The 26448-nt window shown below is 73.3% G+C and carries 21 protein-coding genes; 14 read left to right on the top strand and 7 right to left on the bottom strand.

The window, feature by feature from the left end; genetic code table 11:
- Positions 1-177: 177 nt before the first annotated feature.
- Positions 178-372 (bottom strand): DUF6381 family protein, encoded by a 195-nt coding sequence (locus tag ACIPAE_RS17620; protein WP_328473187.1) that lies wholly within the window; start codon positions 370-372, stop codon positions 178-180.
- A gap of 197 nt (positions 373-569) precedes the next feature.
- Here ACIPAE_RS17620 and ACIPAE_RS17615 point away from each other — a divergent pair, with 197 nt between their 5' ends.
- From ACIPAE_RS17615 to ACIPAE_RS17600, 4 genes are all read left to right on the top strand, one after another.
- Positions 570-1037, top strand: a complete 468-nt coding sequence (locus ACIPAE_RS17615; RefSeq protein WP_366411781.1) for a nitroreductase family deazaflavin-dependent oxidoreductase — start codon at positions 570-572, stop codon at positions 1035-1037.
- A gap of 236 nt (positions 1038-1273) precedes the next feature.
- Complete coding sequence (locus ACIPAE_RS17610) at positions 1274-5554, top strand: glycoside hydrolase family 3 C-terminal domain-containing protein (RefSeq protein WP_402446023.1); 4281 nt, start codon at positions 1274-1276, stop codon at positions 5552-5554.
- Between the two features lie 136 nt (positions 5555-5690).
- A complete protein-coding gene (locus ACIPAE_RS17605) occupies positions 5691-7469 on the top strand; it encodes an SGNH/GDSL hydrolase family protein (RefSeq protein WP_402446021.1) in 1779 nt (592 codons plus the stop codon).
- A 300-nt stretch (positions 7470-7769) separates the two neighbouring features.
- Entirely contained in the window at positions 7770-8939 is a 1170-nt protein-coding gene (locus tag ACIPAE_RS17600) for a S1 family peptidase (protein ID WP_402446018.1), read from the top strand.
- Positions 8940-9098: 159 nt separating this feature from the next.
- Here the strand turns inward: ACIPAE_RS17600 and ACIPAE_RS17595 are convergent, their stop codons facing one another.
- Entirely contained in the window at positions 9099-9995 is an 897-nt protein-coding gene (locus ACIPAE_RS17595) for an ornithine cyclodeaminase family protein (RefSeq protein WP_402446483.1), read from the bottom strand.
- Between the two features lie 231 nt (positions 9996-10226).
- A complete protein-coding gene (locus tag ACIPAE_RS17590) occupies positions 10227-11609 on the bottom strand; it encodes a glutamate decarboxylase (RefSeq protein ID WP_402446015.1) in 1383 nt (460 codons plus the stop codon).
- Positions 11610-11981: 372 nt separating this feature from the next.
- Between ACIPAE_RS17590 and ACIPAE_RS17585 the strand changes: the two genes are divergently transcribed.
- Both ACIPAE_RS17585 and ACIPAE_RS17580 read left to right on the top strand, forming a co-directional pair.
- A complete protein-coding gene (locus ACIPAE_RS17585; protein ID WP_329361580.1) occupies positions 11982-12716 on the top strand; it encodes an SDR family oxidoreductase in 735 nt (244 codons plus the stop codon).
- Between the two features lie 80 nt (positions 12717-12796).
- Positions 12797-13267: a MarR family winged helix-turn-helix transcriptional regulator gene (locus tag ACIPAE_RS17580; protein ID WP_402446011.1), complete on the top strand. Its 471-nt coding sequence runs from the start codon at positions 12797-12799 to the stop codon at positions 13265-13267.
- Between the two features lie 86 nt (positions 13268-13353).
- Here the strand turns inward: ACIPAE_RS17580 and ACIPAE_RS17575 are convergent, their stop codons facing one another.
- Positions 13354-13749 carry a MerR family transcriptional regulator gene (locus ACIPAE_RS17575; RefSeq protein WP_329361583.1) on the bottom strand — a complete coding sequence of 132 codons (396 nt, stop codon included), beginning with the start codon at positions 13747-13749 and terminating at the stop codon, positions 13354-13356.
- Positions 13750-13811: 62 nt separating this feature from the next.
- On the opposite strand from ACIPAE_RS17575, the gene ACIPAE_RS17570 reads away from it, so the two are divergent.
- Complete coding sequence (locus ACIPAE_RS17570; protein ID WP_402446009.1) at positions 13812-14921, top strand: alkene reductase; 1110 nt, start codon at positions 13812-13814, stop codon at positions 14919-14921.
- Positions 14922-15097: 176 nt separating this feature from the next.
- Positions 15098-16387 (top strand): low temperature requirement protein A, encoded by a 1290-nt coding sequence (locus tag ACIPAE_RS17565; protein ID WP_402446006.1) that lies wholly within the window; start codon positions 15098-15100, stop codon positions 16385-16387.
- 60 nt (positions 16388-16447) lie between these two features.
- Here ACIPAE_RS17565 and ACIPAE_RS17560 read toward each other — a convergent pair whose 3' ends face one another.
- From ACIPAE_RS17560 to ACIPAE_RS17550, 3 genes are all read right to left on the bottom strand, one after another.
- Entirely contained in the window at positions 16448-17620 is a 1173-nt protein-coding gene (locus ACIPAE_RS17560) for an AI-2E family transporter (protein WP_402446003.1), read from the bottom strand.
- A 212-nt stretch (positions 17621-17832) separates the two neighbouring features.
- A complete protein-coding gene (locus ACIPAE_RS17555; RefSeq protein ID WP_402446001.1) occupies positions 17833-18951 on the bottom strand; it encodes a P1 family peptidase in 1119 nt (372 codons plus the stop codon).
- 70 nt (positions 18952-19021) lie between these two features.
- Positions 19022-19372: a hypothetical protein gene (locus tag ACIPAE_RS17550; RefSeq protein ID WP_402445998.1), complete on the bottom strand. Its 351-nt coding sequence runs from the start codon at positions 19370-19372 to the stop codon at positions 19022-19024.
- A gap of 308 nt (positions 19373-19680) precedes the next feature.
- Here ACIPAE_RS17550 and ACIPAE_RS17545 point away from each other — a divergent pair, with 308 nt between their 5' ends.
- From ACIPAE_RS17545 to ACIPAE_RS17520, 6 genes are all read left to right on the top strand, one after another.
- Complete coding sequence (locus ACIPAE_RS17545) at positions 19681-20502, top strand: endo alpha-1,4 polygalactosaminidase (RefSeq protein WP_402445996.1); 822 nt, start codon at positions 19681-19683, stop codon at positions 20500-20502.
- A gap of 376 nt (positions 20503-20878) precedes the next feature.
- Positions 20879-22207, top strand: coding sequence for an ABC transporter substrate-binding protein (locus ACIPAE_RS17540; RefSeq protein WP_402445993.1), 1329 nt, complete (start codon positions 20879-20881; stop codon positions 22205-22207).
- Between the two features lie 9 nt (positions 22208-22216).
- Positions 22217-23179, top strand: coding sequence for a sugar ABC transporter permease (locus ACIPAE_RS17535; protein ID WP_329361595.1), 963 nt, complete (start codon positions 22217-22219; stop codon positions 23177-23179).
- Positions 23176-24072: a carbohydrate ABC transporter permease gene (locus ACIPAE_RS17530; protein WP_329361597.1), complete on the top strand. Its 897-nt coding sequence runs from the start codon at positions 23176-23178 to the stop codon at positions 24070-24072. Before ACIPAE_RS17535 ends, ACIPAE_RS17530 begins: the two co-directional genes overlap by 4 nt.
- Before the next feature lie 4 nt (positions 24073-24076).
- A complete protein-coding gene (locus ACIPAE_RS17525) occupies positions 24077-25069 on the top strand; it encodes a carbohydrate kinase family protein (RefSeq protein ID WP_402445990.1) in 993 nt (330 codons plus the stop codon).
- Positions 25066-26382 (top strand): alpha-glucosidase/alpha-galactosidase, encoded by a 1317-nt coding sequence (locus ACIPAE_RS17520; RefSeq protein WP_328473152.1) that lies wholly within the window; start codon positions 25066-25068, stop codon positions 26380-26382. Before ACIPAE_RS17525 ends, ACIPAE_RS17520 begins: the two co-directional genes overlap by 4 nt.
- The last annotated feature ends 66 nt before the right edge of the window (positions 26383-26448 follow it).

Genomic DNA, 26448 nt, shown 5'->3' with positions numbered 1-26448 from the left:
CCCGGCGGGTCAGGCGAAGGGTCCGGCCGCGGACGGGCCTCGGGTCAGGCGCGGCCACGGGCCCGGCGGGTCCGGCTCGGGCGAACGCGGGTCCGGCGGGTCCGGCTCGGGCGAGCGCGGGTCCGGCGAGCGCGGGTAGGCGGCGGTGGCGCTGCGGTCGCCGTCGGGCACGGCCCGTCACGGCGCCGGGTAGATGTCCCCCGCGGCCATCATGCTCTCCTGCTCGCAGTCGAACTCCATCTGCTTGACCCGCTGTTGGAGCCGCCTGCGCTCCTTCGGGTCGCCGCTGCGCTCCGCGTCCGTCTCCAGCGCGAACGCCTCCTCGCGCATTTCCCTGACGTGCCGCTCGTTGGCCGGGCCGTTCTCGTTCATGTCGCGCCTCGCTCCGTGCGCCGAGAGCCGATACCTCCAGCCAAACAGCCCTCCCGCCCGGCCGCCACCGGGAGCGGCCCCGGCCCGGCCCCCGGCCATGGCCCCGGCCCCCGCGCCGCTCGCGACATGCGCCGGGCGGATGCCGCCCACTACGTTCGTCCCGTACGAGCGCGTCCGCTCCGACCGACAGGGAGACCATGTCCGGCACCGACGACTTCAACGCCCACACCATCGCCGAGTTCCGCGCCAACGACGGCCAGGTCGGCGGGAACTTCGCCGGCGTGCCCCTGCTGCTTCTGCACACCGTCGGCGCGCGCAGCGGCCGGCCCAGGGTCAACCCGATGACGTACCTGGCCGACGGCGAGCGCTACCTGGTCTTCGCCTCCAAGGCCGGCGCGGACCGCCATCCCGACTGGTACTGGAACCTCCGCGCCCGGCCGCACGCCCGGATCGAGGTCGGCGACCAGGTGCTCGATGTGGAGGTGAAGGAACTGGCCGGGGCCGAGCGCGACGAGCAGTACCGCCGCCAGGCCGATCGCAACCCGGTCTTCACCGAGTACCAGAACCGCACCACCCGCACGATCCCCGTGATCGCCCTGACCCCGGTCGGCCCCGCGCCCGCGAGCGACGCGGAGGACACCGAGGGCGCGGGCGGGCAGGGCTGACCGTCCGCACCGCCGGGTCGCCGGCCGCGGGCCCCGATCACGTCACCGCCCGCGGCCGCCGGGGTTGAGCCGGACCGTCCGGATTTCAAAGACGTTTCAACCAGCCGGGGTTCACCGGCCCTCGCACGTGTCTTGACTGCCGCTGTATACGGCTCTAGGTTGTGGCGCGTTCGCATTGAAACGTTACAGTCCGGCAGTGGCTGGCGTCGCGCGAGGAGCACCCGGGAGGACCAGGCATGCCCCGTTCCCACGACCACCGGCCGGGCCGGACGCCGATCCGCCGACGGCTGCCCCTCGGGGTCGCGGGCGTGGCGGCCGCGCTGCTGCTCACCGTGACCGCGGGGCAGGTCCCCGCCGCCGCGGGCGGGGCGGACGGCGCCGGCGCCGGCTGTCCCTGGGTGGGTTCGAGCGCCTCGCCCGCGCAGCGCGCCGCGCAGGTGCTCGCGCGGATGACGGTCGACGAGAAGCTGTCGATGACCCACGGCAGCGGGCTGCCCGGCTACGCGGGGGTGGTGGCCCCCGTTCCGCGGCTGTGCGTGCCGGCCCTGAACCTCAACGACGGCGGCGCCGGCGTGGTGATGGGCGGCACCACCGCGCTGCCGGCACCGGTGGCCGCCGCGGCCAGCTGGGACCCGGCGGCGGAGCGGTCGTACGGGCAGGTGGTCGGGGCCGAGGCGAAGACCAAGGGCATCAGCGTCGACCTCGGTCCCGACACCAACCTGGAGCGCGATCCGCGCGGCGGGCGGGTCTTCGAGATGGCGGGCGAGGACCCCTACCTGTCCGGGGCGATGACCACGCAGTACGTGAAGGGCGTGCAGTCCAAGGGCGTGATGGCCGACATCAAGCACCTCGTCGCCAACGACACCGAGCAGAACCGCAACAACGGCAACGCGATCGTCGACGAGCGCACGCTCCACGAGATCTACTACCCGGCGTTCGAGCAGGCCGTGCAGGAGGGCGGCGCGGCCTCGATCATGGCCGCGACCAGCCTGGTCAACGGCGTGCACGCCAACGAGAACGCCACCTTGCTGAAGGACACCGCCAAGCAGGACTGGGGCTTCGACGGTTTCGTGGTCACCGACTGGGACGGCGCGCGCAGCACCGTGCAGGCCGCCAACGCCGAGCTGGACCTCAACATGCCCGCCCCCGGCAACTTCGGGCAGCCGCTGTCGGACGCCGTCCGCTCCGGCCAGGTCAGCATGGCCGTGCTCAACGACAAGGTGGCCCGGCTGCTCACCGAGGAGTTCGCCTACGGCCTGTTCGACTCCACCGCGGGCTCCCCCGGTGCCACCGCCACGACACCCGCACACGTCGCCACCGCGCGGGACATCGCGGCGGAGGGCACCGTACTGATGAAGAACAAGGGCGGGCTGCTGCCGCTGAAGACCTCCGCCACCCCGTCGATCGCGGTGATCGGAGCGGCCGCCAAGGACTCCGCGATCACCGGGGGCGGCGGCAGCTCGCACGTGCCGGTCGACCCGTCGTCGGTGGTCACCGTCGCGGACGGCATCGCGGCGCGGGCGGGCTCCTCGGTCCGGGTGGACACGATCGGCTCCTGGACGGGGGCGGCCTCCTCCTCCGCCAGCGGCTCCGACCAGCCGGCCAACATGTTCGACGGCGACCTCGGCACCCGCTGGTCCAGCGGCACACCGATGGCCGGCGGCCAGTGGGTCAGCGCCGACATGGGCGGCTCGCACCCGATCGACCGGATCACCATGGACGCCGGCAACGGCACGGACTACGCCCGCGGTTACCAGGTCTACCTCTCCGCCGACGGCAAGGACTGGGGCGCCCCGGTCGCCGAGGGGACCGGCACCGGCCGGCTGGTCACCGCGACGTTCGCCGCCCGGCAGGCGCGGTACGTCAGGATCGTGCAGACCGGGTCGGCGAGCAGTTGGTGGTCGATCGCCGAGCTGACCGCGTACACCTCCGACGGCAGCGGCGGGCAGACCGCCGTGGGGCGCTCGGGCGTCCGTGTGCCGGGGGTGACCGACAAGCTGCCGACCGTCCCCTCGGCGCGCTTCAGCACCGCCGGCGGGCAGCAGGGCCTGACCGCCAGCTACTACAACAACCTCGACCTTTCCGGCGCCCCCGCGCTCACCCGGGTCGAGCCGGACATCGACGACCACTACACGGCCGCGCCGGGGCCGGGCGTCAACCCGGCCGGTTTCTCGGTGCGTTGGACCGGCTTCCTGACCGCGCCGGTCACCGGCACGTACACCTTCTCGATGTCCGACACCGGCGGGGTCAGGATGACCGTCGGCGGCCAGCCGGTCTTCCAGGACTGGGCGCAGTACGGTCCCGGGGTCTCCGCGATCCACCTCAAGGGCGGGGTGCGGACACCGATCACGGTGGAGAACTACCAGCCGGTGAACGGCCCGAGCGGGCCGGTGGCCGGCACCCCGACCACACCGCCCGGCAACGGCTCCGTCACGCTCGGCTGGCAGGTGCCCGACACCGCCGCGATCGCGGCCGCGGCGGCCGCCGCCAAGCAGGACAGCGTCGCGGTGGTGGTCGTGAGCGACGACGAGAGCGAGGACGGCGACCGGCAGAACCTGACGCTGCCTGGCGCGCAGGACGACCTGGTCGCGGCGGTCGCCGCCGCCAACCCGCACACCGTCGTGGTGCTGAACACCGGAGCCCCGGTGCTGATGCCGTGGCTCGGCTCGGTCGACGGCGTGCTGGAGTCCTGGTACGGCGGGCAGCAGAACGGCGCGGCGCTGGCGTCCGTGCTGTTCGGCGACGTCGACCCGTCAGGCAAGCTGCCGCAGACCTGGCCGGCGAGCATGTCCCAGCTGCCGACCGCCGACCCGTCCCGCTACCCGGGCACCGTCGACGTGGCGACCAACACCACCGACTACCACTACAGCGAGGGCCTGGACGTCGGCTACCGCTGGTACGACGCCCACCACCTGACGCCGCTCTTCCCGTTCGGCTACGGCCTGACGTACTCGTCGTTCTCCTTCGGCGGGCTCAGCGTCTCGCCGGGCGCGGCCGACGCGGCGGGGCCGGTGAGGGTCTCGGCGACGGTCCGGAACACCGGCAGCCGTACGGCCTCGGAGGTGGCGCAGCTCTACGTCGGCGACCCGGCCGGCGCCGGCGAACCGCCCAAGCAGCTCAAGGGCTTCCAGCGGGTGACGCTGCGGCCCGGCCGGTCCCAGCGGGTCACCTTCACGATCGACCCGTCCGACCTGCGCACCTGGGACGACGCCACGCACGCGTGGAAGACGAACGACGGCACCTACCGGATGTACGTGGGCGACTCCTCCCGCGACCTGCCGCTGAGCGGCAGTTACACGCTGCGCCGCTCCACCGGCGCCCGCGCGGTGACCGCGCAGGCTCCCGCGACCCTCGACCCGGCGCACGGCGGCGTGGTGACCACCACGCTCACCGCCGGCGGCACCCAGACCCTCGGCCACGTCAGGCTCGGCCTCGACGTGCCGGCCGGCTGGACCGCGAAGGCGCGCACCACCGCGGAGTTCCGCAGCGTGAAGCCCGGCACCCGGCTCACCACGTCGTGGCTGGTGACCCCCGCGGCGGGCGCGCAGGACCGGCTGTGGCGGCTGACCGCCGAGGCGTCCGCGGACGGCGGCTACCGCGCGCGCGGCGGGCTGCAGGTCACGGTCGGCCCGCTGGTGGCGGCGACGCTCTCCTCGACGACGAAACTCGCCCGGATCGGCGGCAGTTACCCGGCCACGCTGACGCTGCGCAACACCGCCGACCAGCGCGTGTCGGTGAGCGTGGGGACCGATGCGCCGGCCGGGGTGAGCGTCGATCCGGCGACGACGTCGGTGGTGCTCGCGCCCCGGGCGTCGGTGACGAAGCAGCTGACCGTCAGCGTGGGGAACGACGCGGCGTCCGCCTCGATCGACCTCACCGGCACGGTCACCGCGGCCGGGCAGGACCACCCGCTCCAGGGCGGCTCCCTCGACCTGCCGCTGCTGTTCGGCTCGCTCGCCGCCGCCTACGACAACACCGCGGTCAGCGACGACGCCGCGCCGCAGTCCGCGAACTTCGACGGCTCCGGCTACAGCTACTCCGCCCAGTCGCTCGCCGGTGCCGGCCTGACCCCCGGGCAACCGGTCCCGCACGGCACGGCGGCCCTCACCTGGCCGTCCGCCGCGGCCGGCCACCCCGACAACGTGGTCGCCGCCGGGCAGAACATCGCGGTGAGCGGGAGCGGTACGCAGCTGTGGTTCCTCGGCGCGGCGAACAACGGCAGCGGCTCGGGCACCGGCACGCTCACCTACACCGACGGCAGCACCGCGCCGTTCACCCTGGGCCTGACCAACTGGACGCCGAGCACCCCGCTGCCCGGTGACGACCTGGTCGCCACCGCGCCGACCTGGAACCGCCCGGCCGGCAGCGGCTACCCGGCCGCCACGGCGGTGAGCGTCTACGCGACGAAGGTCCCGCTGGCCGCCGGCAAGTCCCTCGCCTACGTCACCTTGCCCGCCACCGTCACCGGCGACCAGGCCGGCACCCGGCTGCACGTCTTCGACATCGCCGTCGAGTAGCCCGCGCCACCGCCGCCACCCGCAGCCCCACCTCGCCCGTACCCGTACCCGTACCCGTACCGATATCCGCACCCGCACCTCCTCGCACCTCGCCCCCCACCGGATCACCCGTCAGGAGCGTGAGTTGAAAAGGATCATGTCAGCGGTCGTCCTCCCGGTCGCCGCGCTGGTCGCCGTCATGGCACCACCGGCAGCGGCGGCCGGTCCGGCCGGCGCCCCGCACTACGCGAGTCTCGCCGCCGCGTTCGACAACACCGGTATCAGCGCGGCCGCCGCGCCCGCCTCGGCGGATCTCGACGGCCTGGGCAACAGCTTCGTCGCCGAGGACCTGGCGGCGGCCGGCTGGGGTCCCGGCGCCGCCGTCACCGTCGGCGGGACCCGGCTCACCATGCCGGACACCGCCCCCGGCCGGCCCGACAACGTCATCGCCGACGGTCAGCGCATCGCCCTGCACGGCGCCGGATCGGCGCTGACGTTCCTGGTCACCGGCACGGCCGCGGACGCGGCCGGCGCCGGCACGATCAGCTACGCCGACGGCAGCAGGCAGAGCTACCGGTTGAGCGCGCCGGACTGGTACAGCGGGCCGAGCGACGCCATGGCGGTGCGCACCTCGCGCCGCAACACCCCGGCGGGCCCGACCGCGTTGGACGTGAAGCTCTACGCGGTGTCAGTGCCGCTCGACGCCCGCAAGCGGCCGGCCGCGGTGACGCTGCCTACGGTCGCGGGGGCGGACGGCGCCGCGGCGCCCGAACTGCACGTGTTCGCGCTCGGGTTGCGGCCGGTGCCGGCCGGGTGGACCGCCACCTGGTCCGCGGCCGTCGACGACGGCCTGGCGCCGTACGTGTGGACCGACCGCACCCTGCGGATGGTGGAGCACACCAGCGTGGGCGGCAACCGGGTGCGGATCAGGCTCGACAACGCCTTCGGGCCCAAGCCGCTGACGGTGGGCCACGCCACGATCGCGGTGCGCGCGTCCGGCGCGGTGCCGGCCGCCACCCCCGTCACGCTCACCTTCGGCGGCAGGCAGACGGTCACGATGCCGGCCGGCGGGCAGGCGTACAGCGACCCGCTGCCCTTCGCCGTGCCCGCCGACAGCGACCTGCTGGTCAGCCTCTACCTGCCGGGCACCGTCCAGTTCGCCCCGACGCACAGCCTGGGCCTGCAGGACATGTACTCGACCGACGACGGCGGCACCGACGACGCGGCCGACGGCGCCGACTTCCCCGTGCACAACCTCTTCGACTTCTGGACGGTGCTGTCCGGCATCGAGGTCACCGGCCCCTCGCACCGCACCGTCGTCGCCCTCGGCGACTCGATCACCGACGGCTACACGTCCGCGGTCAACGGCAACCAGCGCTGGCCGAACTACCTCGCGCGGCGCCTGCTCGCCAAGGACGGCCCGAAGGCACCGGCCGTCGCCGACGAGGGGATCAGCGGCAACAAGGTGCTCACCGACCTGTTCAACGGCCTGCCGAACACCGGCACCGGGGGCGTCAAGGCGACCGCCCGGCTCGACCGCGACGTCCTCAGCCAGGCCGGTGTGCGCACCGTCGTCGTCCTGGAGGGCATCAACGACGTCGACTCCGACGCCTCGGCCGCCGACGTGATCGCCGGCCTGAAGCAGGTCGCCGCGACGCTGCACGCGTACGGGCTGCGGGTCGTGGTCGGCACCCTCACGCCGACCGGGGGCTGCGGCTGCACCACCCCGAGCCGGGCGGCGGCGCGCGACGGCATCAACGACTTCATCCGCCACAACGACGGCGCCTTCGACGCGTGGGTCGACTTCGACGCCGCCGTCCGCAACCCGGCCGACCCGGAGACGATGCTCCCGCAGTACGACTCCGGCGACCATCTGCACCCCAACGGAGCGGGCTACCAGGCCATGGCGGACGCCATCGAGCTCAACAGCCTCTGAGCGACGACCCGTTCGCACCACGCGCCCCACACACGCGCCCCACGCCACGCGTCGCACGTCGCGTCGCAACGGGCACGGGGCGCCCCCACCACACCGGCGGGGGCGCCCCGTTCGGGCAGGTCAGAGGCACCGCCGACGACCGGGCGCGGGAGCCGCGGCCCGAACCGGGCGCCCGCTCCCGCCCGGTATCGACTTGACCTGTACATGGCATTCTTTTGGTCCTACGATGACCCCGCATCACGCGAGAGCGCTCTCTCGCTCGCTTCGGTCTCACTCCCCCCGGACGGAAGAAGAAGTGTCATGAGACGCAGAATCGGCACGATAGTGGGCCTGTCCGCCCTGCTCGTCGCGACCGCCCTCACCGGCGCCGGTGCCATGACGGCCGACGCCGCCCCGGCCGCCGGCGCCCGCGCGGACGCCTCCGACGCCGTACTGACGGCGATGGTCCACGACCTGGGCCTCACCCCGGCCCAGGCCCACCAGCGGCTGCGGCAGCAGGCCGCCGCGACCACCCTCAGCCCCAAGGCGCGGAAGGCCGCGGGGAGTTCGTACGGCGGTTCGTGGTTCGACCAGGCCGACGGGAAGCTCGTGGTCGCCGTCACCGACGCGCACGCGGCGTCGGCCGTCGCGAAGACCGGCGCCACCACCAAGGTCGTCGCCCGCACCGCCAAGCAGCTCGACGCGGCGAAGTCCGCGATCGACACGCTGGCCAGGCAGCACAAGGCCCCGACGGGGGTGAGCAGTTGGGGCGTGGACCTGCGGTCCAACCAGGTCGTGATCGACGTGCGCGCCGACCAGGCGCAGGACGCGGCGGTGCGCGCGTTCGTCGCCAGGGCCGAGCGGGGCGACAGCGCGCGGGCCGTCACGGTACGGACCACCGCCGCCGCGGCCCCGACAACGCTGTCAGCGGGCACGGTCGGCGGCGACCCCTTCACCAGCCACGGCATCCGCTGCTCGATCGGCTTCTCGGTGATCGGCGGGTTCGTCACCGCGGGCCACTGCTCCCAGCAGGGTGCGGCGGTCTACGGCTGGGACGGCTCCTACGTCGGCAACTTCCAGGCCGGCACCTTCCCGGGCAACGACTACTCCTGGGTCAACGTCGGCAGCGGCTGGTGGACGGTGAACGTCGTGCTCGGCTGGGGCACGGTCTCCGACGTGCTGGTGCACGGCTCCAACGTGGCCCCGGTCGGCTCCTCGGTGTGCCGTTCGGGCTCCACCACGCACTGGCACTGCGGGACGATCCTCGGCACGAACGAGACGGTCAACTACAGCGAGGGCAGCGTCTACGGGCTCACCGAGACCAACGTCTGCGCCGAACCGGGCGACTCCGGCGGCTCGTTCATCAGCGGCGACCAGGCCCAGGGGGTGACCTCCGGCGGCTACGGCGACTGCACCTCCGGGGGTGAGACCTGGTTCCAGCCGGTCAACCCGATCCTGTCCGCGTACGGTCTGACCCTCCAGACCAGCTGACTGCGGCACCGCCCGCACCGATTGCACTGCCCGCACCGCCCGCACCACCTCAGGCCCGTCCCGGGCCCCCATACCCCCGGGGCGGGCCGTCGGCGCTCATCGCCGGGGGTCGCGCGGCTTCCATTGCCCGGGTGCGGCTCCATTGCCCTTGTGCGGCGCCTACCGCGCGGGGGCCTCGCACAGCGCCGCGGCGAGCGCGACCTCCGTGCCGGCCAGACCGACCGAGCAGAAGACCGTGATCTGGTCCGGGCCGGTACGGCCGGTCGCCGCGCGGGCCAGCACCGCGCCGAGCGCCACCATCCGGTCGGCGGGAAACAGGTGCGCCTGGGCGTAACCGCCCGCCTGGGCAAGGGAGTCCGTGAGGACCACCTCGGCGCGGTCCACCAGTGACGCGGGCAGTTCGTGCCGGGAGACGGTCTTGGGGCCGACCGTGGTCACATGCGTGCCCGGCGCGATCCAGTCGGCCTCCAGCACGGGCACCGCGCTGGAGGTCGCCACGATCACCACCTCGCGCTCGCGTACCGCGTCCTCGACCCGGGCCACCGCGCGGACGGCGACACCGAGTTCAGCGGTGGCGCGGCGGGCGAACTCCTCGGCGCGCCGCAGGTCGCGGGCCGCCACGGTGACGGCTTGGAGCGGACGGACCGCGCGGACCGCCCACAGTTGCGCCCACGCCTGCGTGCCCGTGCCGACCAGTCCGACCCGAACAGGTCCGGGCCCGGCCGCCACGTCCACCGCGAGGGCGCCGATCGCCCCGGTCCGCCGCGCGCCGAGTTCCGCGCCGTGCACGAGGGCGCGCAGCGTGCCGTCCGCGGCATCCCACACGGCGACCAACTGCTCGGCCCCGGCGAACGTGTCGTACGCGCGGAAGCCGAACAGCCCCTGGGCGGGCAGGCACCCGGCGGTGAAGACCAGGTCCCCCGCGCCGAGGTCGGCGCGCACCCGCGGCGGCGCGCGGAGGGCGCCGTCATGGTGGGCCACCAGCGCCGACCGCATGACCCGGACGGTCGTCGCCGCGTCGAGCCGGTCGCGGACATCGTCGTCGTCGAACACCATGGGGGACACCGATCACGCCTTTCCCGGAGGGCGGAGCGCCCGGCGAGCCGAGCCGAGCCGAGCGCCGAGCCGGAGAGCCGGAGAGCCGACCCGGCGCACCACACTGTCGAATCCACGGCGGTCGGCGCATCCGCCGGACGACCGACGCCGCTCAGCCCTTGGTCGCAAGGCTGCCGGGCCGGCCGGTGGGGAGCGGACCGGCCCGGGTGCCCCGCGGGAACCCGTGGCCGGTCAGATGTGGGCGAAGCCGGAACCGGCCTCGTGGGCGGGCGGGGTGGTGGTGAGGCGGTCGATGGCCTTGGCGAGGGTGGCCAGGAGGGATTCGGCCAGGTCGCGGCTGAAGCCCTCGCGGACCACGATGCGCAGGACGGCGATCTCCTCGGCGTTGGGCGGCATGGTGTACGCGGGCACCTGCCAGCCGTCGCGGCGCAGTTCGTCGGAGACGTGGAAGACGGTGAACTTGCTCGGGTCGCCGAGTTTGAAGGAGACGACGGGGATGTCGGTGCCGTCGCTGATCACGTCGAAGGCGTCGAGCTTCGCGATGCCGTCGGCGAGGAAGTGCGCGGTGTCCCGCAGCCCTTCCATGACCTTGGTGTAGCCCTCCCGGCCGAGGCGTACAAAGTTGTAGTACTGGCCGACGACCTGGTTGCCGGGGCGGGAGAAGTTGAGGGTGAAGGTCGGCATGTCGCCGCCCAGGTAGTTCACGTGGAAGACGAGGTCCTCGGGCAGGTCCTCGGCGGAGCGCCACACGACGAACCCTATGCCCGGGTAGGTGAGGCCGTACTTGTGGCCGGAGACGTTGATCGACTTCACCTGCGGGAGCCGGAAGTCCCATTCCAGGTCGGGGTGGAGGAAGGGGGCGACGAAGCCGCCCGACGCGGCGTCGACGTGGATCGCGATGTCCGTGTCGTGCTCGGCGTTGTAGGCCACGACCCGGTCGTGGATGTCCTTGATCGGCTCGAACTCGCCGGTGTGGGTGGTGCCCAGGATCGGCACGACGCCGATGGTGTTCTCGTCCACGTACGTCATGGTCTCGTCGGCGTCGACGGTGAACCGGTCGGCGGCCATGGGCACGTAGCGGGGCTCGACGTCCCAGTAGCGGCAGAACTTCTCCCACACCACCTGGACGTTGGAGCCCATCACCAGGTTCGGGCGGTCCGCGGGGAGCCCGGCCGCCTGGCGGCGCTGGCGCCACTTCCACTTCATGGCGAGACCGCCGAGCATGACCGCCTCGGAGGAGCCTATGGTCGACACGCCGATCGCGTCGCCCGAGGAGGGCGCGTGGAAGAGGTTCGCGACGATGTTGACGCAGCGGCGCTCGATCTCCGCGGTCTGCGGGTACTCGTCCTTGTCGATCATGTTCTTGTCGAACGTCTCGGCCATGAGCTTCTCGGCCTCGGGGTCCATCCACGTCGTCACGAACGTGGCCATGTTCAGCCGTGAACTTCCGTCCAGCAGGAGCTCGTCGTGGATCATGCGATACGCCGCCTGGGGCGCCGTCTCCTGATCGGGCAGCCTGTTCTTCGGCACCTGTATGCACCCCAGGCGCGTGGTGTAGGCCGGGTCGATCAGCGCTTCGCTGCTGTCGTGACGGTGTACCACGATCACTCCCATGTCGACTGTCTGACGTCAGCGGCCCAGCATGCCAGCCCCGCCCAGGTGTTCGACGCCGGGACGCGCGGGCGGTCGGGGGGGCCGGCGGTCGGTGACCGAAGCACCGACGGCGAGTGCCGTCAACGTGGGCAGTAACAGCCGCTTGCTTGGCCATCTTCTTCACGGTGTATCTCCTCTGTGTCCTCTGCGGACGATGAGCGGCGTCGCGCGCTCGTCACCTGCTGTTGCCAGGCCGTCCGCGATCAACCATTCGTATCCGCAAGGGCTTTGGCCATCCTGAAAAGGCGAAGCCGACGGCCCGAGTCGGCGGGGCGCGCGGGTGGGGGGTGGGGGTGGTTGACCGGATTGCTTATAAGGCACACAATTATTGCTATGACTACAACTAATGTGGAGCCGCACTCCGGCGAGCCGGACGAGTCGGGCGGGCGGGTGCTGTTGATCGGCGCGTCCCGGGGGCTGGGGCTCGAGCTGGCCCGGGAGTGGGCTCGCGGCGGGCGGCAGGTCGTGGCGACCGTGCGGGGGCCGGACCGGACCGAGTTGCACGACCTCGCCGAGGGTTCCGGGGGGCGGATCGAGATCGAGACGGTCGACGTCACCGAGCCGGCGCGGATCGCGGCGCTGCACGAGCGGCTGGCGGACCGGCGGTTCGACCTGCTCTTCGTGAACGCGGGGGTCACCAACCAGCCGGAGGGGACGGTGGCGCAGACCGAGACCGACGAGTTCAACCGGGTCATGGTCACCAACGCGCTGGGCCCGATGCGCGTCATCGAGGCGCTCCAGGACCACGTCGAGCCCGACGGCACGATCGGGGTGATGTCGTCGGGTCAGGGCAGCGTGGCCAACAACGAGCGCGGCGGCCACGAGGTGTACCGCGGCAGCAAGGCCGCGCTCAACACGTTCATGCGCAGCTACGCGGCACGGCACGCCGGCGAGCGGCGGACCCTGGTGCTGATGGCCCCCGGCTGGGTGCGGATCGGGGTCGGCGGCCCGGACGGCCGGCTCAGCGTCGACGAGAGCATCCCGAACGTCGTCAGGACGCTCGACTCCCTCCAGGGCACGCCCGGCCTGCACTACGTCGACTACCTCGGCCGTACGGTGGCGTGGTGAACCCGGCACCACAGCAGGCCGGGCACACCGCGCGGCGGCTCGGGCCGCCACGGTACTGAAGGACGCGGGAGACACGACCGATGGCAGGCTCCTCGATACGATCCACCGACCCCGGCCGGCAGGTCTGGGCCCTGATGCAGCGCTTCGTCGAGGCCCACAACCGCCACGGCGAGCTCGCAGAAGCGCTCGGCTTCCGGCTCGGCGGCGGTCGCGGCAAGATCCTCTTCCAGCTCCGCGAGGGACCGCGCACCCTCAGCCAGCTCGCCGCGGCCAACGGCGTCGACGCCCCCTACGCGACGCTCATCGTCGACAAGTTGGAGGCCCACGGCCTCGTCGAGCGCCGCCCGCACCCCGGCGACCGGCGCCGCAAACTCGTCACGCTCACGGCCGCCGGGCACGACGCGCTGGCCACCGCCGACGCCATCCTGCTGCGCCCACCCGCAGCCGTGGGCGCCCTCCCCGCCGACGACCTACGGCAGCTCACCGAACTCCTCGCCCGCCTCCTCGCAGCCGACGCGACCCAGAGCGGGCAAGCCACCCCCGAGAAGTGACCCGGCGGAACCCGGGCCACGGGACGACCCGCCACCTCGCTGCGGCACGAGCCGGCCCGGCGTACCGTTCGCGCCCCGCCGAAACGTCAACTCCCCCGCCGGGTTTCCGGGTTCGCGGGGGGCGTGGGGGAGGCTGCCGCGGCGATCACGTCGTCGAGTACGGCGCGGGAGCGGCGCAGGTCGTCGATCATCCGGTCGATGCGGTCGCGCTCCACCGTGAGGTCGGCGACCAGTTGGGTTCCGGCGGACTCGCAGGGGCCGCCGTCCGCGTCCCGCATGCACGGGAGCAGCTGCACGATCTTGGCGCTGCACAGTCCGGCCGAGTAGAGCTGCTGGATGCGGACGACCCGGTCCACCGCGCTCTCGGCGTACTCGCGGTGCCCGCCGGGAGTGCGGTCCGCGCTGAGCAACCCCTGCTGCTCGTAGTACCGCAGGGACCGCTCACTGACCCCCGTGCACCTGGCCAGCTCACCGATCCGCATGACGTACCTCACACTCTTCCCGGTTGAATCTGACATTGATGCTAACTCCTAGCGTGGCCGCCATGACCGACACCCGAACGACGCCGAACCTCCTCGCGCCCGCCACCGTCGGCGGCCTCCGGCTCGCCAACCGCCTGGTGATGGCGCCGATGACCCGCAACCGGGCCACCGCCGAGGGCGTCCCGACCGCCCTCATGGCGACCTACTACGCCCAGCGCGCGACCGCGGGCCTGATCGTCGCCGAGGCCGCCACCCCGAACGCCGTCGGCCGGACGTACCCGAACACCACCGGCGTCCACGACGGTGCGCAGGTGGCCGGGTGGCGCCGGGTCACCGAGGCGGTGCGCGCGGCCGGCGGCGGACCGATGTTCCTGCAGATCCAGCACGGCGGCCGGGTCGGCCACCCCGACACCAGCGGCCACACCCCGCTCGCGCCGTCGCCGATCGCGCTGCCCGAACTCCTGCACACCCCCGCCGGGAAGCGACCCGCGCCGGTCCCCCGCGAGATGACGCCGCACGACATCGGCGCCACCGTGGCCGACTTCGCCGCCGCCGCCCGCAACGCCGTGGCCGCGGGCTTCGACGGCGTCGAGGTGCACAGCGCCAACGGCTACCTGCTGCACCAGTTCCTGTCCCCCAACACCAACCACCGCACCGACGCGTGGGGCGGCGGCGTGGCGAACCGTATCCGCTTCACCGTCGCGGTGACCGAGGCTGTCGCCGCCGCGATCGGCCCGCGGCGCACCGGGCTGCGGATCTCCCCCGGGCGCGCCGTCAACGGCATCGACGAGGGCGACGACACCGGCGCGCTGTACCCGGCGCTCGTCTCCGCCCTGGCCGGCCACGGCCTGGCCTACCTCCATGTCGGCTTCGCCGAACCCGGCTCCGCGGTCTACCGGGACATCCGCGAGCAGTGGCCGGGCGCGCTGATCGCCAACCCGCTCCTGCCCGCCGACCGGCTCCCCGCGGACGGCGGCCGGCACGCGGCCGAACTCCTGCTCGCCGCCGGCGCCGACCTCATCGCCCTCGGCCGCCCCTTCCTCGCCAACCCCGACCTGGTCGCGCGCCTCCGCACCGGCGCCCCCGTCAATCCGGTACGGGACCGGTACCTGATGTACGTGGGCGGGGCGACCGGCTACACCGACTACCCGTTCCACCCGCCCGTGGCGTGACACCGGTCCGTGACGCAACACCGGTCCGGCACGCGGACGTTCGGGCACGGGGACGTTCGGGCACGCGGACTTTCGGGCGCGCGGACGTGCGGACGTTCGGGCGGCCGATCCCCCGGCGCCGCGAGGGACCGCGGGCTGACGCGGGAACGGCGGTCGCGTCCGGCATCATGCTGGGCATGACCGACTCCGAACCCGGCAGCACCCCAGGAACCGGCAGGGTGGCGCATCAGCGGGTGCCGATGACCGGCCGCGACCCCGAGCAGCACGGCCGGGTCTCCACCCCGCTGGAACTCCTGCTCGACCTGACGTTCGTGGTCGCCGTCGGCACCGCGGCCGAGCAGTTCGCCGAGATGCTCGCCGGGGGGCACGCCGCGCAGGCAGTCGCCGCGTTCGTGCTGGCGATGGTCGCGATCTGCATCGCGTGGATCAGCTTCAGCTGGTTCGCGTCCGCGTTCGGCACCGACGACTGGCTCTACCGGGCGCTGACCATGGTGCAGATGATCGGTGTCGTGGTGTTCGCGCTCGGCCTGCCGGCGATGTTCCACTCCGTCGAGGACGGCGGCCGCCTCGAACTGCGCGCGATGGTCGTCGGATACGTGGTGATGCGCGTCGCGATGGTGCTCCAGTGGTGGCGTGCGGCCCGCGACTCGCCGCCCTTCCACGACATCGGCATGGCCATGATCCGCTGGACGGTGACCGTCCAGGCCGCCTGGACGGTGATCGCGTTCACGCATCTGCCGCGCGCCGCCGTCTTCGCGGTCTTCGCCGTGCTGGCGGCGCTGGAGCTGATGCTGCCGGTGCTCGGCCAGGGCGGCGCCGGCAGCACGCCCTGGCACCCGCACCACGTCGCGGAGCGGTACAGCCTGTTCGCGATCATCACGCTGGGCGAGGGCGTGGTCGGCACCGTCGCGTCGTCCGGCGGTCTGCTCGGCGGCGCGGACGGCACGCACTGGACCGGCACCGCGGTGGCCGTCGTGGTCGCCGGCGTCGGGCTGACCTTCGGGATGTGGTGGGTGTACTTCGCCACCCCGTTCGGCGACATCCTGGTGCACCGCCGCAGCCGCGGCTACCTCTTCGGGTACGGGCACATCCCCGTCTTCCTCGGGATCGCCGGGGCGGGCGCCGGGCTGCACGTCGCCGGGCTGTACCTGGAGCGCCACTCGGAGCTGAGCTCGACCGCGGTGGTGCTGGCGCTGGCGCTGCCGGTCGGCGTGTACGTGCTGACGATCTACCTGCTACACGCGCTGCTGCTGTCCGCCCGGGACCGCTTCCACCTGCTGCTGATCTCCCTCACGCTGGTCGTCCTCGTCGTGGCGGTGGCCCTGGCCGCCGCCGGTGCCGCGCTGTCGGTGTGCCTGCTGGTGGTGATGCTCGCGCCGTTCGTGACGGTCGTCGGGTACGAGACGGTCGGCCACCGCCACCAGCGGCGGATGCTCGACGACCTCGCCCGGCGGGACGAGGGCTGAGGCGGTGCCGGGCGGAGGGCACCTTGAGGACGCCGCCCGGTGCGCTCACGCCCGGTACGCTCACGCCCGGTCGGTGCGCGGGAAGACGTACTCGTCGAGGACGATGCCCAGCGCCACCGCCGCGGGGATCGCCACCAGCCCGCCGACGATGCCCAGCAGGCTCCCCCCGATCAGGACCGCGACGACGGTGACGACGGGGTGGACGTCCACCGCGAACTTCATCGCCCGCGGCATGATCAGGTAGTCCTCGGCGACGCGGAAGGCGATCGAGAACGCGGCGGTGGCCAGGGCCACGGGCAGGGACACCGACAGGGCGACCAGGCTGACCGCGACCCCGCCGACGGTCGAGCCGATCACCGGCACCATGTCCATGAGGGCGACGAAGAAGCCGAGGGCGGCGGGGTAGGGCACGCCGGTGGTCTCGCACCAGATGAAGGTGGCGGCGCCGGCGATCGCCGAGGTGGCGACGTTGCCCAGCATGAAGCGGCCGACCCGGCTGAGGATCTCCTCGCTCACCGACTCGGCCCTGGTCCGGCGGGTGCCGGGCACGAAGCGGTAGCAGAACCGTTTGATCGTCGGCAGGGCCACCATCACGTAGAGGGTGACAGTGATGACGATCGCGGTGGAGGCCACCGCGCTGACCACGAGCTGCCCGGCGCCGAGCACTCCCCCGGCGATCTCGGACGCGCCCCCGCCGGAGCCGAGTCTCTGCCGGACCTTCTCGATGACGTGGTAGTGCTCCTCCAGGCGGCCCAAGGTGGTGTGGTGGTCGTGCAGTTGGCTGCGCCAGCGCGGCACGTCGTCGGTGAGCGCGGTGATCGCGGCGCTGACCGGCGGGATCACCAGGGCCACGAAGCCCGCCAGGACCCCGGCGAGCCCGGCCGCCACCGCCGCCACCGAGAGCCCCCGGCGCATCCCGCGCCGGCACAGCCACGCCACGACCGGTTCCAGGCTGACCGCGATGAAGACCGCGAGCAGCAGCAGCGTCAGCAGCTCGCTCATCCGCAGCACGGTCCGCACCAGCATCCAGGCGAGCACCGCGCCGAGACCGGTGCCGAAGCCGACGCCGAACCAGGAGCGGCGGACCGCCGGGAGGACCGCGCCCGCGCGCGGCCGGCGGGGGGAGGCGGAGGAAGCCGACGACGTGGAGGAAGCGTTCGAGGTGGAGGAGGCGCCGATCGCGGGAGCGGCCGGCGCCGGCGGCAGCGCGGTGTCGGCGGGAAGGTCGGTCATGGCAGGGGGCTCCCTCGCGACGGTGGACCGCACGGACCAGTGCGCGCGGGTGGTGCGGTGGCGCCGCCCGCGCGTCCACCCGTACCAACGGCGCCGGCGCCGCCGCGTCACCCGCTGCCCCCTGGTCGGCGGAACCGATGGGCGCCGATCGGGCGGCAGGGCCGCGAACGGTGCCGGCGGACAGGGCCACCGGCCGGTGCCGGCGACCGGTGTCAGCCGCCGTCCGCCCGAGGGATCTCGTACAGCTCGCGGTAGGCGGGGAAGTCGCCGCCCGGCCCGCGCACGCCCTCCGCGGACAGCACCGCGTGCAGCACGGCGCGGGTGAGGACGTCGGCGCCCGCCGCGAGGACCGCGTCGAGGGCGCCCGCCGCCAGATGGACGCCGAAGGCCGGGTCCGTGGTCGCGAGGGCGTCCGGCGTCAGCAGCGGCCGCCGTCCGGTGGCCAGCGCGAAGACCGTGTCGCCGTCGGAGAGCAGGTGCACCGGGCGGACCGCGCGGGCCAGCCCGTCGTGGGCGGCGCCGGCGAGCTTCTGCGCCTGCGCGCGGGTCAGTACGGCGTCGGTGGCGACCACGGCGAGCGTGGTGTTCAGCGGCGGCCGCCGTGCCGCGGCGGCCAACCGCTGCCGGGCCCGGTCGTGGACGGCCGCGGGCAGCGGCGAGCCGTCGAGTCCGAACTCGTCGGCCCACCGCGGGAGGGCGCCCCACAGGGCGCCGGTGTCGGGATCGGCCACCGACCCGGAGGAGTTCACCGCGGCGAGCGCGGCCACCGTGGTCCCGGCCGCAAGGACGGTGCTCGCGGTGCCGACGCCGCCCTTGAGGCCGCCGGCGACCGCGCCGGTGCCGGCGCCGACGCAGCCCTGCGCGACCGGCGCGCCCTCAGGTGTCGCGGCGGCCGCCTCCACCGCCGCCCGGCCCATCGCCCGGTCCGGGCGGGCCGACCAGTCGCCGCCGCGGCCGAGGTCGAACAGCGCGGCGGCCGGCACCACCGGCACCACCTGGCCGGGGCCGCCGACGCGGAAGCCGCGCCCCTGCTCCTCCAGCCATGCCATCACCCCGCCGGCCGCGTCGAGGCCGTAGGCGCTGCCGCCGGTCAGCACGATCGCCTCGACGCTCTGGACGAGGTTGCGCGGGTCGAGCGCGTCGGTCTCTCGGGTGCCCGGGCCGCCGCCGCGCACGTCCACGGCGGTGACGGCGCCGCCCTCGGGGGCCAGCACCACGGTGGTGCCGGTGAGCCACCCGTCGCCGGCGCGCTGCGCATGGCCGACCCGCAGGCCGGCGATGTCGGTGAGCGCGTTGACCGCGCCGTGCCGCTCGGCTCCGCCCGTGGTCATCGCCTCACCCGCTCACATCGATCGCGCCGTCGCCCCGGGGGCGTGTCCACCGCTCACACCTCTCCTCCGCTCACACCTTGCCATCCGTCTTCGGCTCCGGCGCGATACGGGCGCGGATCGCGGCCTCGACGGCGGCCGGGTCGTCCGGGGTGATGAACGGGCGGATGTGCTTGCCGACGTCGAGCAGCAGCCCCTCGCTCTTGCCCAGCCGGCCCGGGTCCAGGCTCGCCCATATCGTCGGGCTCGACGTGCCCCAGATCCGCGCCTGGCCGCTGAGCAGGCCGAGGGTCACCCGCCGCACGTCGCGGATGTCGGCGTAGCGCACGGCCTTGGTGCCCCAGGGGAAGTAGTAGCCGCGGATGCGCACGGCGTCCGGCGTGCAGCGAATCCAGCGGTCCCGGTAGATCTCCTGCGTGTCCATACGCATATCCTTCCCGCAGCCGTCGTGGACGCACCGCTTCCCCCGGGATCAGCACGGGTCCGTGCGCGGAACTCGGGGCGCGCTGCGCGTTCTTGACTCGTACGTGCCCCAACTGCGCAGAAACGCGCGGTTGACACGGGGGAATCTGCGCGATTTACTCCCGGGCAAGCGCCGGAATACGAGTACCGGCGCCAGAGGTACGCCTAGCCGGTAAGCGGCCCGCAGTTGCGCCGCAAGCCCGGACAAAGTCGCCAGGACCACCGAGCAGGGTCCGAGGCGGGGACGTACCCTCCATCATCAGGAGCTCGATGATGCGCATCGACCGCGGTTCCGCTCTCCGACTCACCGCGCTTCCGGCGCTGTTGGCCGCCGCACTCGTCCCGTCGCTCGCGATGGACCAGGCCGGCGCGGCGTCCGAAGCGGTGTCACCGCCGCCGGCCCACGCCGGTTTCGACTACCAGATCGGCGGCGCGTACACCCCGCCCGCCGGGGTGAGCGTGGTCAGCCGCGACCACACCGACCCGCCCGCCGCCGGGCTGTACAACATCTGCTACGTCAACGCGTTCCAGGCGCAGCCCGGCGCCGAGGGCGACTGGGACTCCGACCTCCTGCTCCACGACGCCAAGGGAAAGGTCGTCTACGACGAGGACTGGGGCGAGGCGCTGCTCGACACCAGCACCGCGGACAAGCGGCAGCGGATCGCGGAGAAGGTCGACGGCTGGATCGACGACTGCGCGGCCAAGGGCTACCAGGCGATCGAGCCCGACAACTACGACAGCTACAGCCGCTCCGGCAAGCTGCTGACCTCCGCCGAGGCGGAGGCGTACATCACCCTGCTGTCCGCGCACGCGCACGCCGACGGCCTGGCCATCGCGCAGAAGAACACCTCCGAGCTGGCGGGCGACCGGGCGAAGACCGGACTGGACTTCGCGGTCGCGGAGGAGTGCGGGACGTACGACGAGTGCGGCGACTACACCGCCGCGTTCGGCGACCACGTCATCGTCATCGAGTACACCGCGAAGGGGCTGCAGAAGGCGTGCTCCGGCTGGGGCGACGAGTTGAGCGTCGTCCGCCGTGACCTGGACGTCTCTCCGGCCGGCAGCAAGGGCTACGTCCGCCAGACCTGCTGACGTCCGCGGCGGGCGGCACGCGTGCCGATGCCCCGGCGCCCGCACGCGTGCCGCCCGCCCGCCTCCCCGGCTCCTGCTCCTGCTCCTGCTCCTGCTCGACCTCGGCGCTCTCGCCGCCGCCCGCCGCTCTCGCGGCCCTCGCCCTGGCGTCCTCGTACGCCCTCGCGCCCGCTCATCTGCTCATCCGCTCATCACGCCGCTCCCCCGGCCGTCCCCTCCCCCGCTCCTTCCGACACACCTTCCTCCACGCGTCCCTCCAGGCGGCGTTCCGCACGTCCGCCGGCCGTTCCCCTGTCCCCTCCGCTCCCCGTCCGCTCCGTTCCGCGATCCGGTGGTGTCCCATGCCTCTGCCTTGTCCGTCTCCCAGGAGGTCCCGATGACCGGGCCACAACCGCCGTCCGGGCGCGACCGGCCCTCGCGCCGCACCCTGCTGCGCGGCAGCGCCGCGGTGGCCGCCGCGGGGCCGCTGCTGTCCGCGTGCGGTGCGGGCGACGGTGACGGCGTCGGCAAGGACGGCCGGGTGACCGTCGAGCTGTGGCACGGTCAGACCGACGTCGGCAGAGCCGCGATCGAGGGGCTCGTCGCCGAGTTCAACCGGACCCACCCGACGATCAGGGTCGATCCGGGCGGCGGCGTGCTGTCCGACTCGATGCTCCAGAAGGTCACCGCGGCCCTGGCGTCCGGCTCGTATCCGGACATCGCCTACATCTTCGGCTCCGACCTGGCCAGCGTCGCGCGCAGCCCGAAGGTCGTGGACCTCACCGCGACCGTGCGGAACGGGCCGACACCGTGGAACCGGTTCTGGCCGGCGTCCCGCGACGCCGTCACCGTCAACGGCCGGGTGCGCGCCGCGCCCGCCGTGCTGGACTCGCTCGCCGTGATCTGCAACAAGAAGCTGTTCGCGGCGAAGGGCCTGGCACTGCCGCGACCGGGCTGGACCTGGCAGGAGTTCACCGAGACCGCGAAGGCTCTCAGCGACACCGGCGCGGGGGTGTTCGGCACCGGCTGGCCGGGCGTGGGCGACGAGGACACGGTCTGGCGGCTGTGGCCGATGGTCTGGGACCTGGGCGGCGAGGTGGTCGCCTCGGACGGGCACAGCATCGGCTTCGCCGACAGCGGGGTCAAGGCCCTGGAGACCGTCGCCGCGCTCGCCAAGGACCGCAGTGTCTACGTCGACCCGAAGCCCGGCAGCGAGCAGATGTACCAGGTCTACAACTCCGGCCGGATGGGCATGGTCGTCGCCGGCCCCTGGGCGCTGCCCGACATCATCCAGGCGAAGATCGACTACCAGGTGGTGCCGCTGCCCAGCTACAGCCGCAAGCCCATCACCATCGCCGGACCCGACACCTGGACGCTGTTCGACAACGGCTCCGCCCGGGTGGCCGCCGCCCGTACCTTCGTGTCCTGGCTGATCCAGCCCGCACAGGACGTGCGCTGGGGCATCAGGACCGGCAGCCTGCCGCTGAGCCGGGCCACCGAGGCGACACCGCAGTGGATCGCGCAGTCCCACAAGATCGCGGCGCTCACGGTCTTCACCAAGGCCCTGGAGACCGCCCGGGTCCGCCCCAACCACGCCGCCTACCCGCAGATCTCCGCAGCGCTCGGCCAGGCGATCGTCAGCGTGCTGCTCGGCCGCGCCACCCCGGCGAAGGCGATGCACGACTGTGCCCGCCAGTCCAACGCCGCTCTGCTCATCCCGCGCTGAGGAGGACCCATGCCTCGCCTTCCCACCCCGCTCACCCTGCCCGCCGGCGCCCCGACCGACGCCGAGCTGCGGCGGGCCCGACGCCGCCGGCGGCGCTCGGAGTCGACCGCCGCGTGGGCGTTCGTCATGCCCTCGGTGCTGGTCATCCTCGGCCTGAGCGTCCTGCCGGTGATCTGGTCGCTGCTGCTGTCCTTCCAGGCCGACGACCTGGTCACGCCCAGCCGCTGGGTCGGGCTGCAGAACTACCACGCGCTGACCCAGGACCCGAACTTCCGCCAGGCGGTGCGCAACACGCTCATCTACACGGCGCTGTACGTGCCGCTGAGCATGGCCCTCGGGCTGGTGCTGGCGCTCGCGCTGAACCGCAGGATCAGGCTGGTCGGCCTGTACCGGACGCTGATCTTCGTGCCGTTCGTCATCTCGGCGACCGCGCAGGGCGTGCTGTTCTCCTTCATCCTCGACCCGGAGTTCGGCGCGGCCAACTCGGTGCTGCACGCGCTGCACATCCCCGCGCAGGGCTTCCTCACCGACCCCGGGCAGGCGCTGTACGTCCTGGTGGCGATCTCGCTGTGGAGCGGCACCGGCTTCTGCCTGGTGGTCTACCTCGCCGCGTTGCAGGACGTGCCGCCGGAGCTGCTGGAGGCGGGCCGGCTGGACGGCGCCGGCCGGCGCCACCTGCTGCGGCACGTGGTGCTGCCGACGCTCACCCCGGTGAACGTCTTCCTGCTGGTGTGGCAGGTGATCGAGTCCTTGCAGGTCTTCGACCTGGTGTACGTCACCACCAAGGGCGGCCCGCTCGGCTCGACGACGGTGATCGTCTACTTCATCTGGGAGATGGCCTTCCAGAACTTCACCGCCGGATACGGGGCGGCGGCCGCGTACGTCCTGGCGGTGGCCCTGCTCGTGCTCGCGGCGGGAACCCGGTTGCTGCGCCGCCGCGGCACGGACCGCCTGGAAGGAGCCACCCGATGACCGCGACCTCGGCGCCCGCGCGTGCCGTCCCCGACTCGGACACGCCGTCCGCCGCCCCGCCCGGCGGCCGGGCCCGCCGGCTGCTGCCGTTCAGCGCCTGGCACCTGGCACTGGCCCCGCTGGCGCTGCTGTTCGCGATACCGCTGGTGTGGCTGCTGCTGAGTTCGGTGATGAGCGACGCGGAGATCAACCGCTTCCCGCCGGCGCTGTGGCCCTCGCACATCGACCTGAGTGGCTACCGCTACGTGCTGGGCAACGCGATGTTCCCGCGCTGGTTCGCCAACTCGCTGATCGTGTCGGTGTCCGCGGTCGCCTCGAACCTGGTCTTCGGCGCGCTGGGCGGGTACGCCTTCGCGCGGATGCGGTTCGCCGGGTCGCGGATTCTGCTGGTGACGATGCTGGCCACGATGGCCATCCCGTTCCAGCTGACGATGATCCCGACGTTCCTGGTGATGAAGCGGCTCGGGCTGATCGACTCGCTCGGCGCGCTGATCGTGCCGTCGCTGGTCACGCCGTTCGCGGTGTTCCTGCTGCGGCAGTTCTTCCTGTCGCTGCCCAGGGAGCTGGAGGAGGCGGCCTGGATCGACGGCTGCTCGCGGCTGCGGGTGCTGTGGTCGGTGGTGCTGCCGCTGTCCCGGCCGGCGCTGAGCACGGTCGCGGTGCTGACCTTCCTCAGCACCTGGAACGACCTGACCTGGCCGCTGATCGCGATCAACCACGACGTGCACTACACGCTCCAGTTGGGGCTGACCACCTTCCAGGGGCAGCACCACACCAAGTGGTCGGCGGTGATGGCGGGGAACGTCGTCACGGTGCTGCCGGTGCTGCTCGCCTTCCTGGGCGCGCAGAAGTCGTTCATCCAGTCCATCACTTCCAGCGGCCTGAAGGGCTGATCCGATGCCACCCACGTTCGACCTGCTGGTGGTCGGGGACGTCAACCCCGATGTCGTGGTCGGCCCGCTGACCGGGCCGCTCGCCTTCGGGCAGCGCGAGCAACTGGTCTCCACCGGGCTGCTCACGCTGGGCGGCTCGGCGGCCATCATGGCCTGCGGCGCGGCCCGGCTCGGCTTGAAGGTCGCCTTCGCCGGGCGGATCGGCGCCGACGACACCGGCGCGTACGTCCGCGCCGCGCTCGCCGCCCGGGGGGTGGACACCCACGCGCTGCGGGAGGACCCCGGCCTGCCGTCGCCGCTGACCGCGGTCCTCAACCGGGCCGCGGGGCCGGGCGAGCAGGGCGGCGACCGGGCCATCCTCACCGCGCCCGGCACGCTGGCCGCCACCACCGGCGACGACGTGCCGGCCGCGCTGCTCGCCGACTGCCGCCATGTGCACGCCGCTTCGTACTTCCTGATGCCGAAGCTCGCCGCGGCGCTGCCGGACCTGTTCCGTACCGCCCGCGGGCACGGCGCGACCACCTCGCTCGACACCAACGACGACCCGGAGGGGCGGTGGGACCCGGCGGGCCTCGCGGCCGCCTTGCCGGTCACCGACTACCTGCTGCCCAACGCCCAGGAGGCGCGGGCGCTTTCGGGCGCGGCCGACCTGGAGCGGGCGGCCGCGGCGCTGGCCGGCCAGGGCCCGACCGTCGTCGTGAAGGACGGCGCCGACGGAGCGCTCGCGCACGACGGCACGGCCCTGCTGCGTACGCCCGCGGTGCCGGTGACGCCGCTGGACACCGTCGGCGCGGGCGACAGCTTCGACGCGGGGTTCGTCGCCGGGATGCTGGCCGGCCTGCCCCTCGAAGGCGCGCTCGCCCTCGCCGCGGCCTGCGGCGCGCTGTCCACCCGCGCGTACGGCGGCACCGGCGCACAGCCCACCTGGGACGAGGCGCTGGCCGCGTCCCGCACCACCGCCCCGGACCCGGGGCAGAACCACGGAGAGAGCACGTGACCACCACCACTGCCAAGATCGCGTTCATCGGCGCCGGGAGCGTCGTGTTCACCCAGGGGCTGCTCGCCGACCTGTTCGCCTTCGAGGAGCTGAAGGGCGTGCACATCGCGCTGCACGACATCGACGCGGAGCGGCTGGCGACCGCGGAGGGCGCGGCCCGGCACATCGCCGCGCACCTGGGCGCCGGGCCGCGGATCACCGCGCACGCCGACCGCCGGGAGGCGCTCGCCGGCGCCGACTTCGTGGTGAACATCGTGCAGGTCGGGATGGGCGAGTCGACCCGCACCGACTTCGAGGTGCCGGCCCGCTACGGGGTGCGCCAGACCATCGGCGACACCCTGGGCGTCGGCGGCATCTTCCGCGCGCTGCGCACCTTCCCGCTGCTCAAGGCGCTCGGGCAGGACATCGCGGAGGTGTGCCCGGACGCGTGGCTGCTGAACTACACCAACCCGATGGCGATGAACGTCCAGTACCTCGCCGAGGCGACCGGGCTGACCCGGGTGGTCGGCCTGTGCCACTCGGTGTACTGGACGATGCACGACCTGTGCGAGCTGCTGGAGGTGCCGTTCGAGGAGGTCCGCTACCAAGCCGCCGGCGTCAACCACCAGGCGTGGGTGCTGCGTTTCGAGCACCAGGGCGAGAGCGTGTACCCGCGGCTCGACGCGCTGATCGAGCGGGACCCGCAACTGCGCCGCCGGGTGCGCGTGGACATGTACCGGCGGCTGGGCTACTACCCGACCGAGACCAGCGAGCACTCCTCGGAGTACGTGCCGTGGTACCTCGGCCACGCGAGCGAGGTGGAGCGGCTGCGGCTGCCGATCGGCACCTACCTGGACATCGTGGCCGACAACGTGGCGGAGTACGAGAAGACCCGCGACTCGCTCGCGGCCGGCACCCCGCTGCCGGTGGCCGGCACGATGGAGTACGCGCCGCAGATCGTGCACAGCATCGTGACGGGCACGCCCCGCACGGTCTACGGCAACGTGACCAACCGCGGCCTGATCGACAACCTGCCCGCCCACGGCACCGTCGAAGTGCCGTGCCTGGTCGACGCGTTGGGTGTGCAGCCGACCCGGGTCGGGGCGCTGCCGCCGCAGTGCGCGGCGCTGAACCGCTCCTACCTGAGCATGAACGACCTGGTGGTGCGGGCGGCGGTCGAGGACGATCCGCGGCACATCCGGCACGCGGCGATGGCCGACCCGGCGACGGCGGCGGCGCTGCCGGTGGAGAAGATCTGGCAGCTGTGCGACGACATGGTGCGCGCGCACGGGGAGTTGCTCCAGCCGGGCCTGCGGGCGGTGCTCGGCAGCTGATGCGCCCGGCCTGACGAGCCGCGCACCGCACCGGCCGCGCACCGCGGGGAGGCAACTCCCCGCGGT

It is taken from the genome of Streptomyces sp. NPDC087270 (assembly GCF_044744625.1).
Classification (GTDB): domain Bacteria; phylum Actinomycetota; class Actinomycetes; order Streptomycetales; family Streptomycetaceae; genus Actinacidiphila.
This window is presented reverse-complemented; position numbering and strand designations above follow the sequence as displayed.

Excerpts from the sequence above, each read along its gene's own strand:
- ACIPAE_RS17535 (WP_329361595.1), top strand. The coding sequence starts at position 22,217 with ATGCCTCGCCTTCCCACCCCGCTCACCCTGCCCGCCGGCGCCCCGACC.
- ACIPAE_RS17570 (WP_402446009.1), top strand. The coding sequence starts at position 13,812 with ATGACCGACACCCGAACGACGCCGAACCTCCTCGCGCCCGCCACCGTC.
- ACIPAE_RS17555 (WP_402446001.1), bottom strand. The coding sequence starts at position 18,951 with ATGACCACGGGCGGAGCCGAGCGGCACGGCGCGGTCAACGCGCTCACC.
- ACIPAE_RS17560 (WP_402446003.1), bottom strand. The coding sequence starts at position 17,620 with ATGACCGACCTTCCCGCCGACACCGCGCTGCCGCCGGCGCCGGCCGCT.
- ACIPAE_RS17590 (WP_402446015.1), bottom strand. The coding sequence starts at position 11,609 with ATGGGAGTGATCGTGGTACACCGTCACGACAGCAGCGAAGCGCTGATC.
- ACIPAE_RS17605 (WP_402446021.1), top strand. The coding sequence starts at position 5,691 with ATGTCAGCGGTCGTCCTCCCGGTCGCCGCGCTGGTCGCCGTCATGGCA.
- ACIPAE_RS17615 (WP_366411781.1), top strand. The coding sequence starts at position 570 with ATGTCCGGCACCGACGACTTCAACGCCCACACCATCGCCGAGTTCCGC.
- ACIPAE_RS17600 (WP_402446018.1), top strand. The coding sequence starts at position 7,770 with ATGAGACGCAGAATCGGCACGATAGTGGGCCTGTCCGCCCTGCTCGTC.
- ACIPAE_RS17580 (WP_402446011.1), top strand. The coding sequence starts at position 12,797 with ATGGCAGGCTCCTCGATACGATCCACCGACCCCGGCCGGCAGGTCTGG.
- ACIPAE_RS17620 (WP_328473187.1), bottom strand. The coding sequence starts at position 372 with ATGAACGAGAACGGCCCGGCCAACGAGCGGCACGTCAGGGAAATGCGC.
- ACIPAE_RS17540 (WP_402445993.1), top strand. The coding sequence starts at position 20,879 with ATGACCGGGCCACAACCGCCGTCCGGGCGCGACCGGCCCTCGCGCCGC.
- ACIPAE_RS17550 (WP_402445998.1), bottom strand. The coding sequence starts at position 19,372 with ATGGACACGCAGGAGATCTACCGGGACCGCTGGATTCGCTGCACGCCG.
- ACIPAE_RS17565 (WP_402446006.1), top strand. The coding sequence starts at position 15,098 with ATGACCGACTCCGAACCCGGCAGCACCCCAGGAACCGGCAGGGTGGCG.
- ACIPAE_RS17595 (WP_402446483.1), bottom strand. The coding sequence starts at position 9,995 with ATGGTGTTCGACGACGACGATGTCCGCGACCGGCTCGACGCGGCGACG.
- ACIPAE_RS17545 (WP_402445996.1), top strand. The coding sequence starts at position 19,681 with ATGATGCGCATCGACCGCGGTTCCGCTCTCCGACTCACCGCGCTTCCG.
- ACIPAE_RS17575 (WP_329361583.1), bottom strand. The coding sequence starts at position 13,749 with ATGCGGATCGGTGAGCTGGCCAGGTGCACGGGGGTCAGTGAGCGGTCC.
- ACIPAE_RS17585 (WP_329361580.1), top strand. The coding sequence starts at position 11,982 with ATGACTACAACTAATGTGGAGCCGCACTCCGGCGAGCCGGACGAGTCG.
- ACIPAE_RS17610 (WP_402446023.1), top strand. The coding sequence starts at position 1,274 with ATGCCCCGTTCCCACGACCACCGGCCGGGCCGGACGCCGATCCGCCGA.
- ACIPAE_RS17530 (WP_329361597.1), top strand. The coding sequence starts at position 23,176 with ATGACCGCGACCTCGGCGCCCGCGCGTGCCGTCCCCGACTCGGACACG.
- ACIPAE_RS17525 (WP_402445990.1), top strand. The coding sequence starts at position 24,077 with ATGCCACCCACGTTCGACCTGCTGGTGGTCGGGGACGTCAACCCCGAT.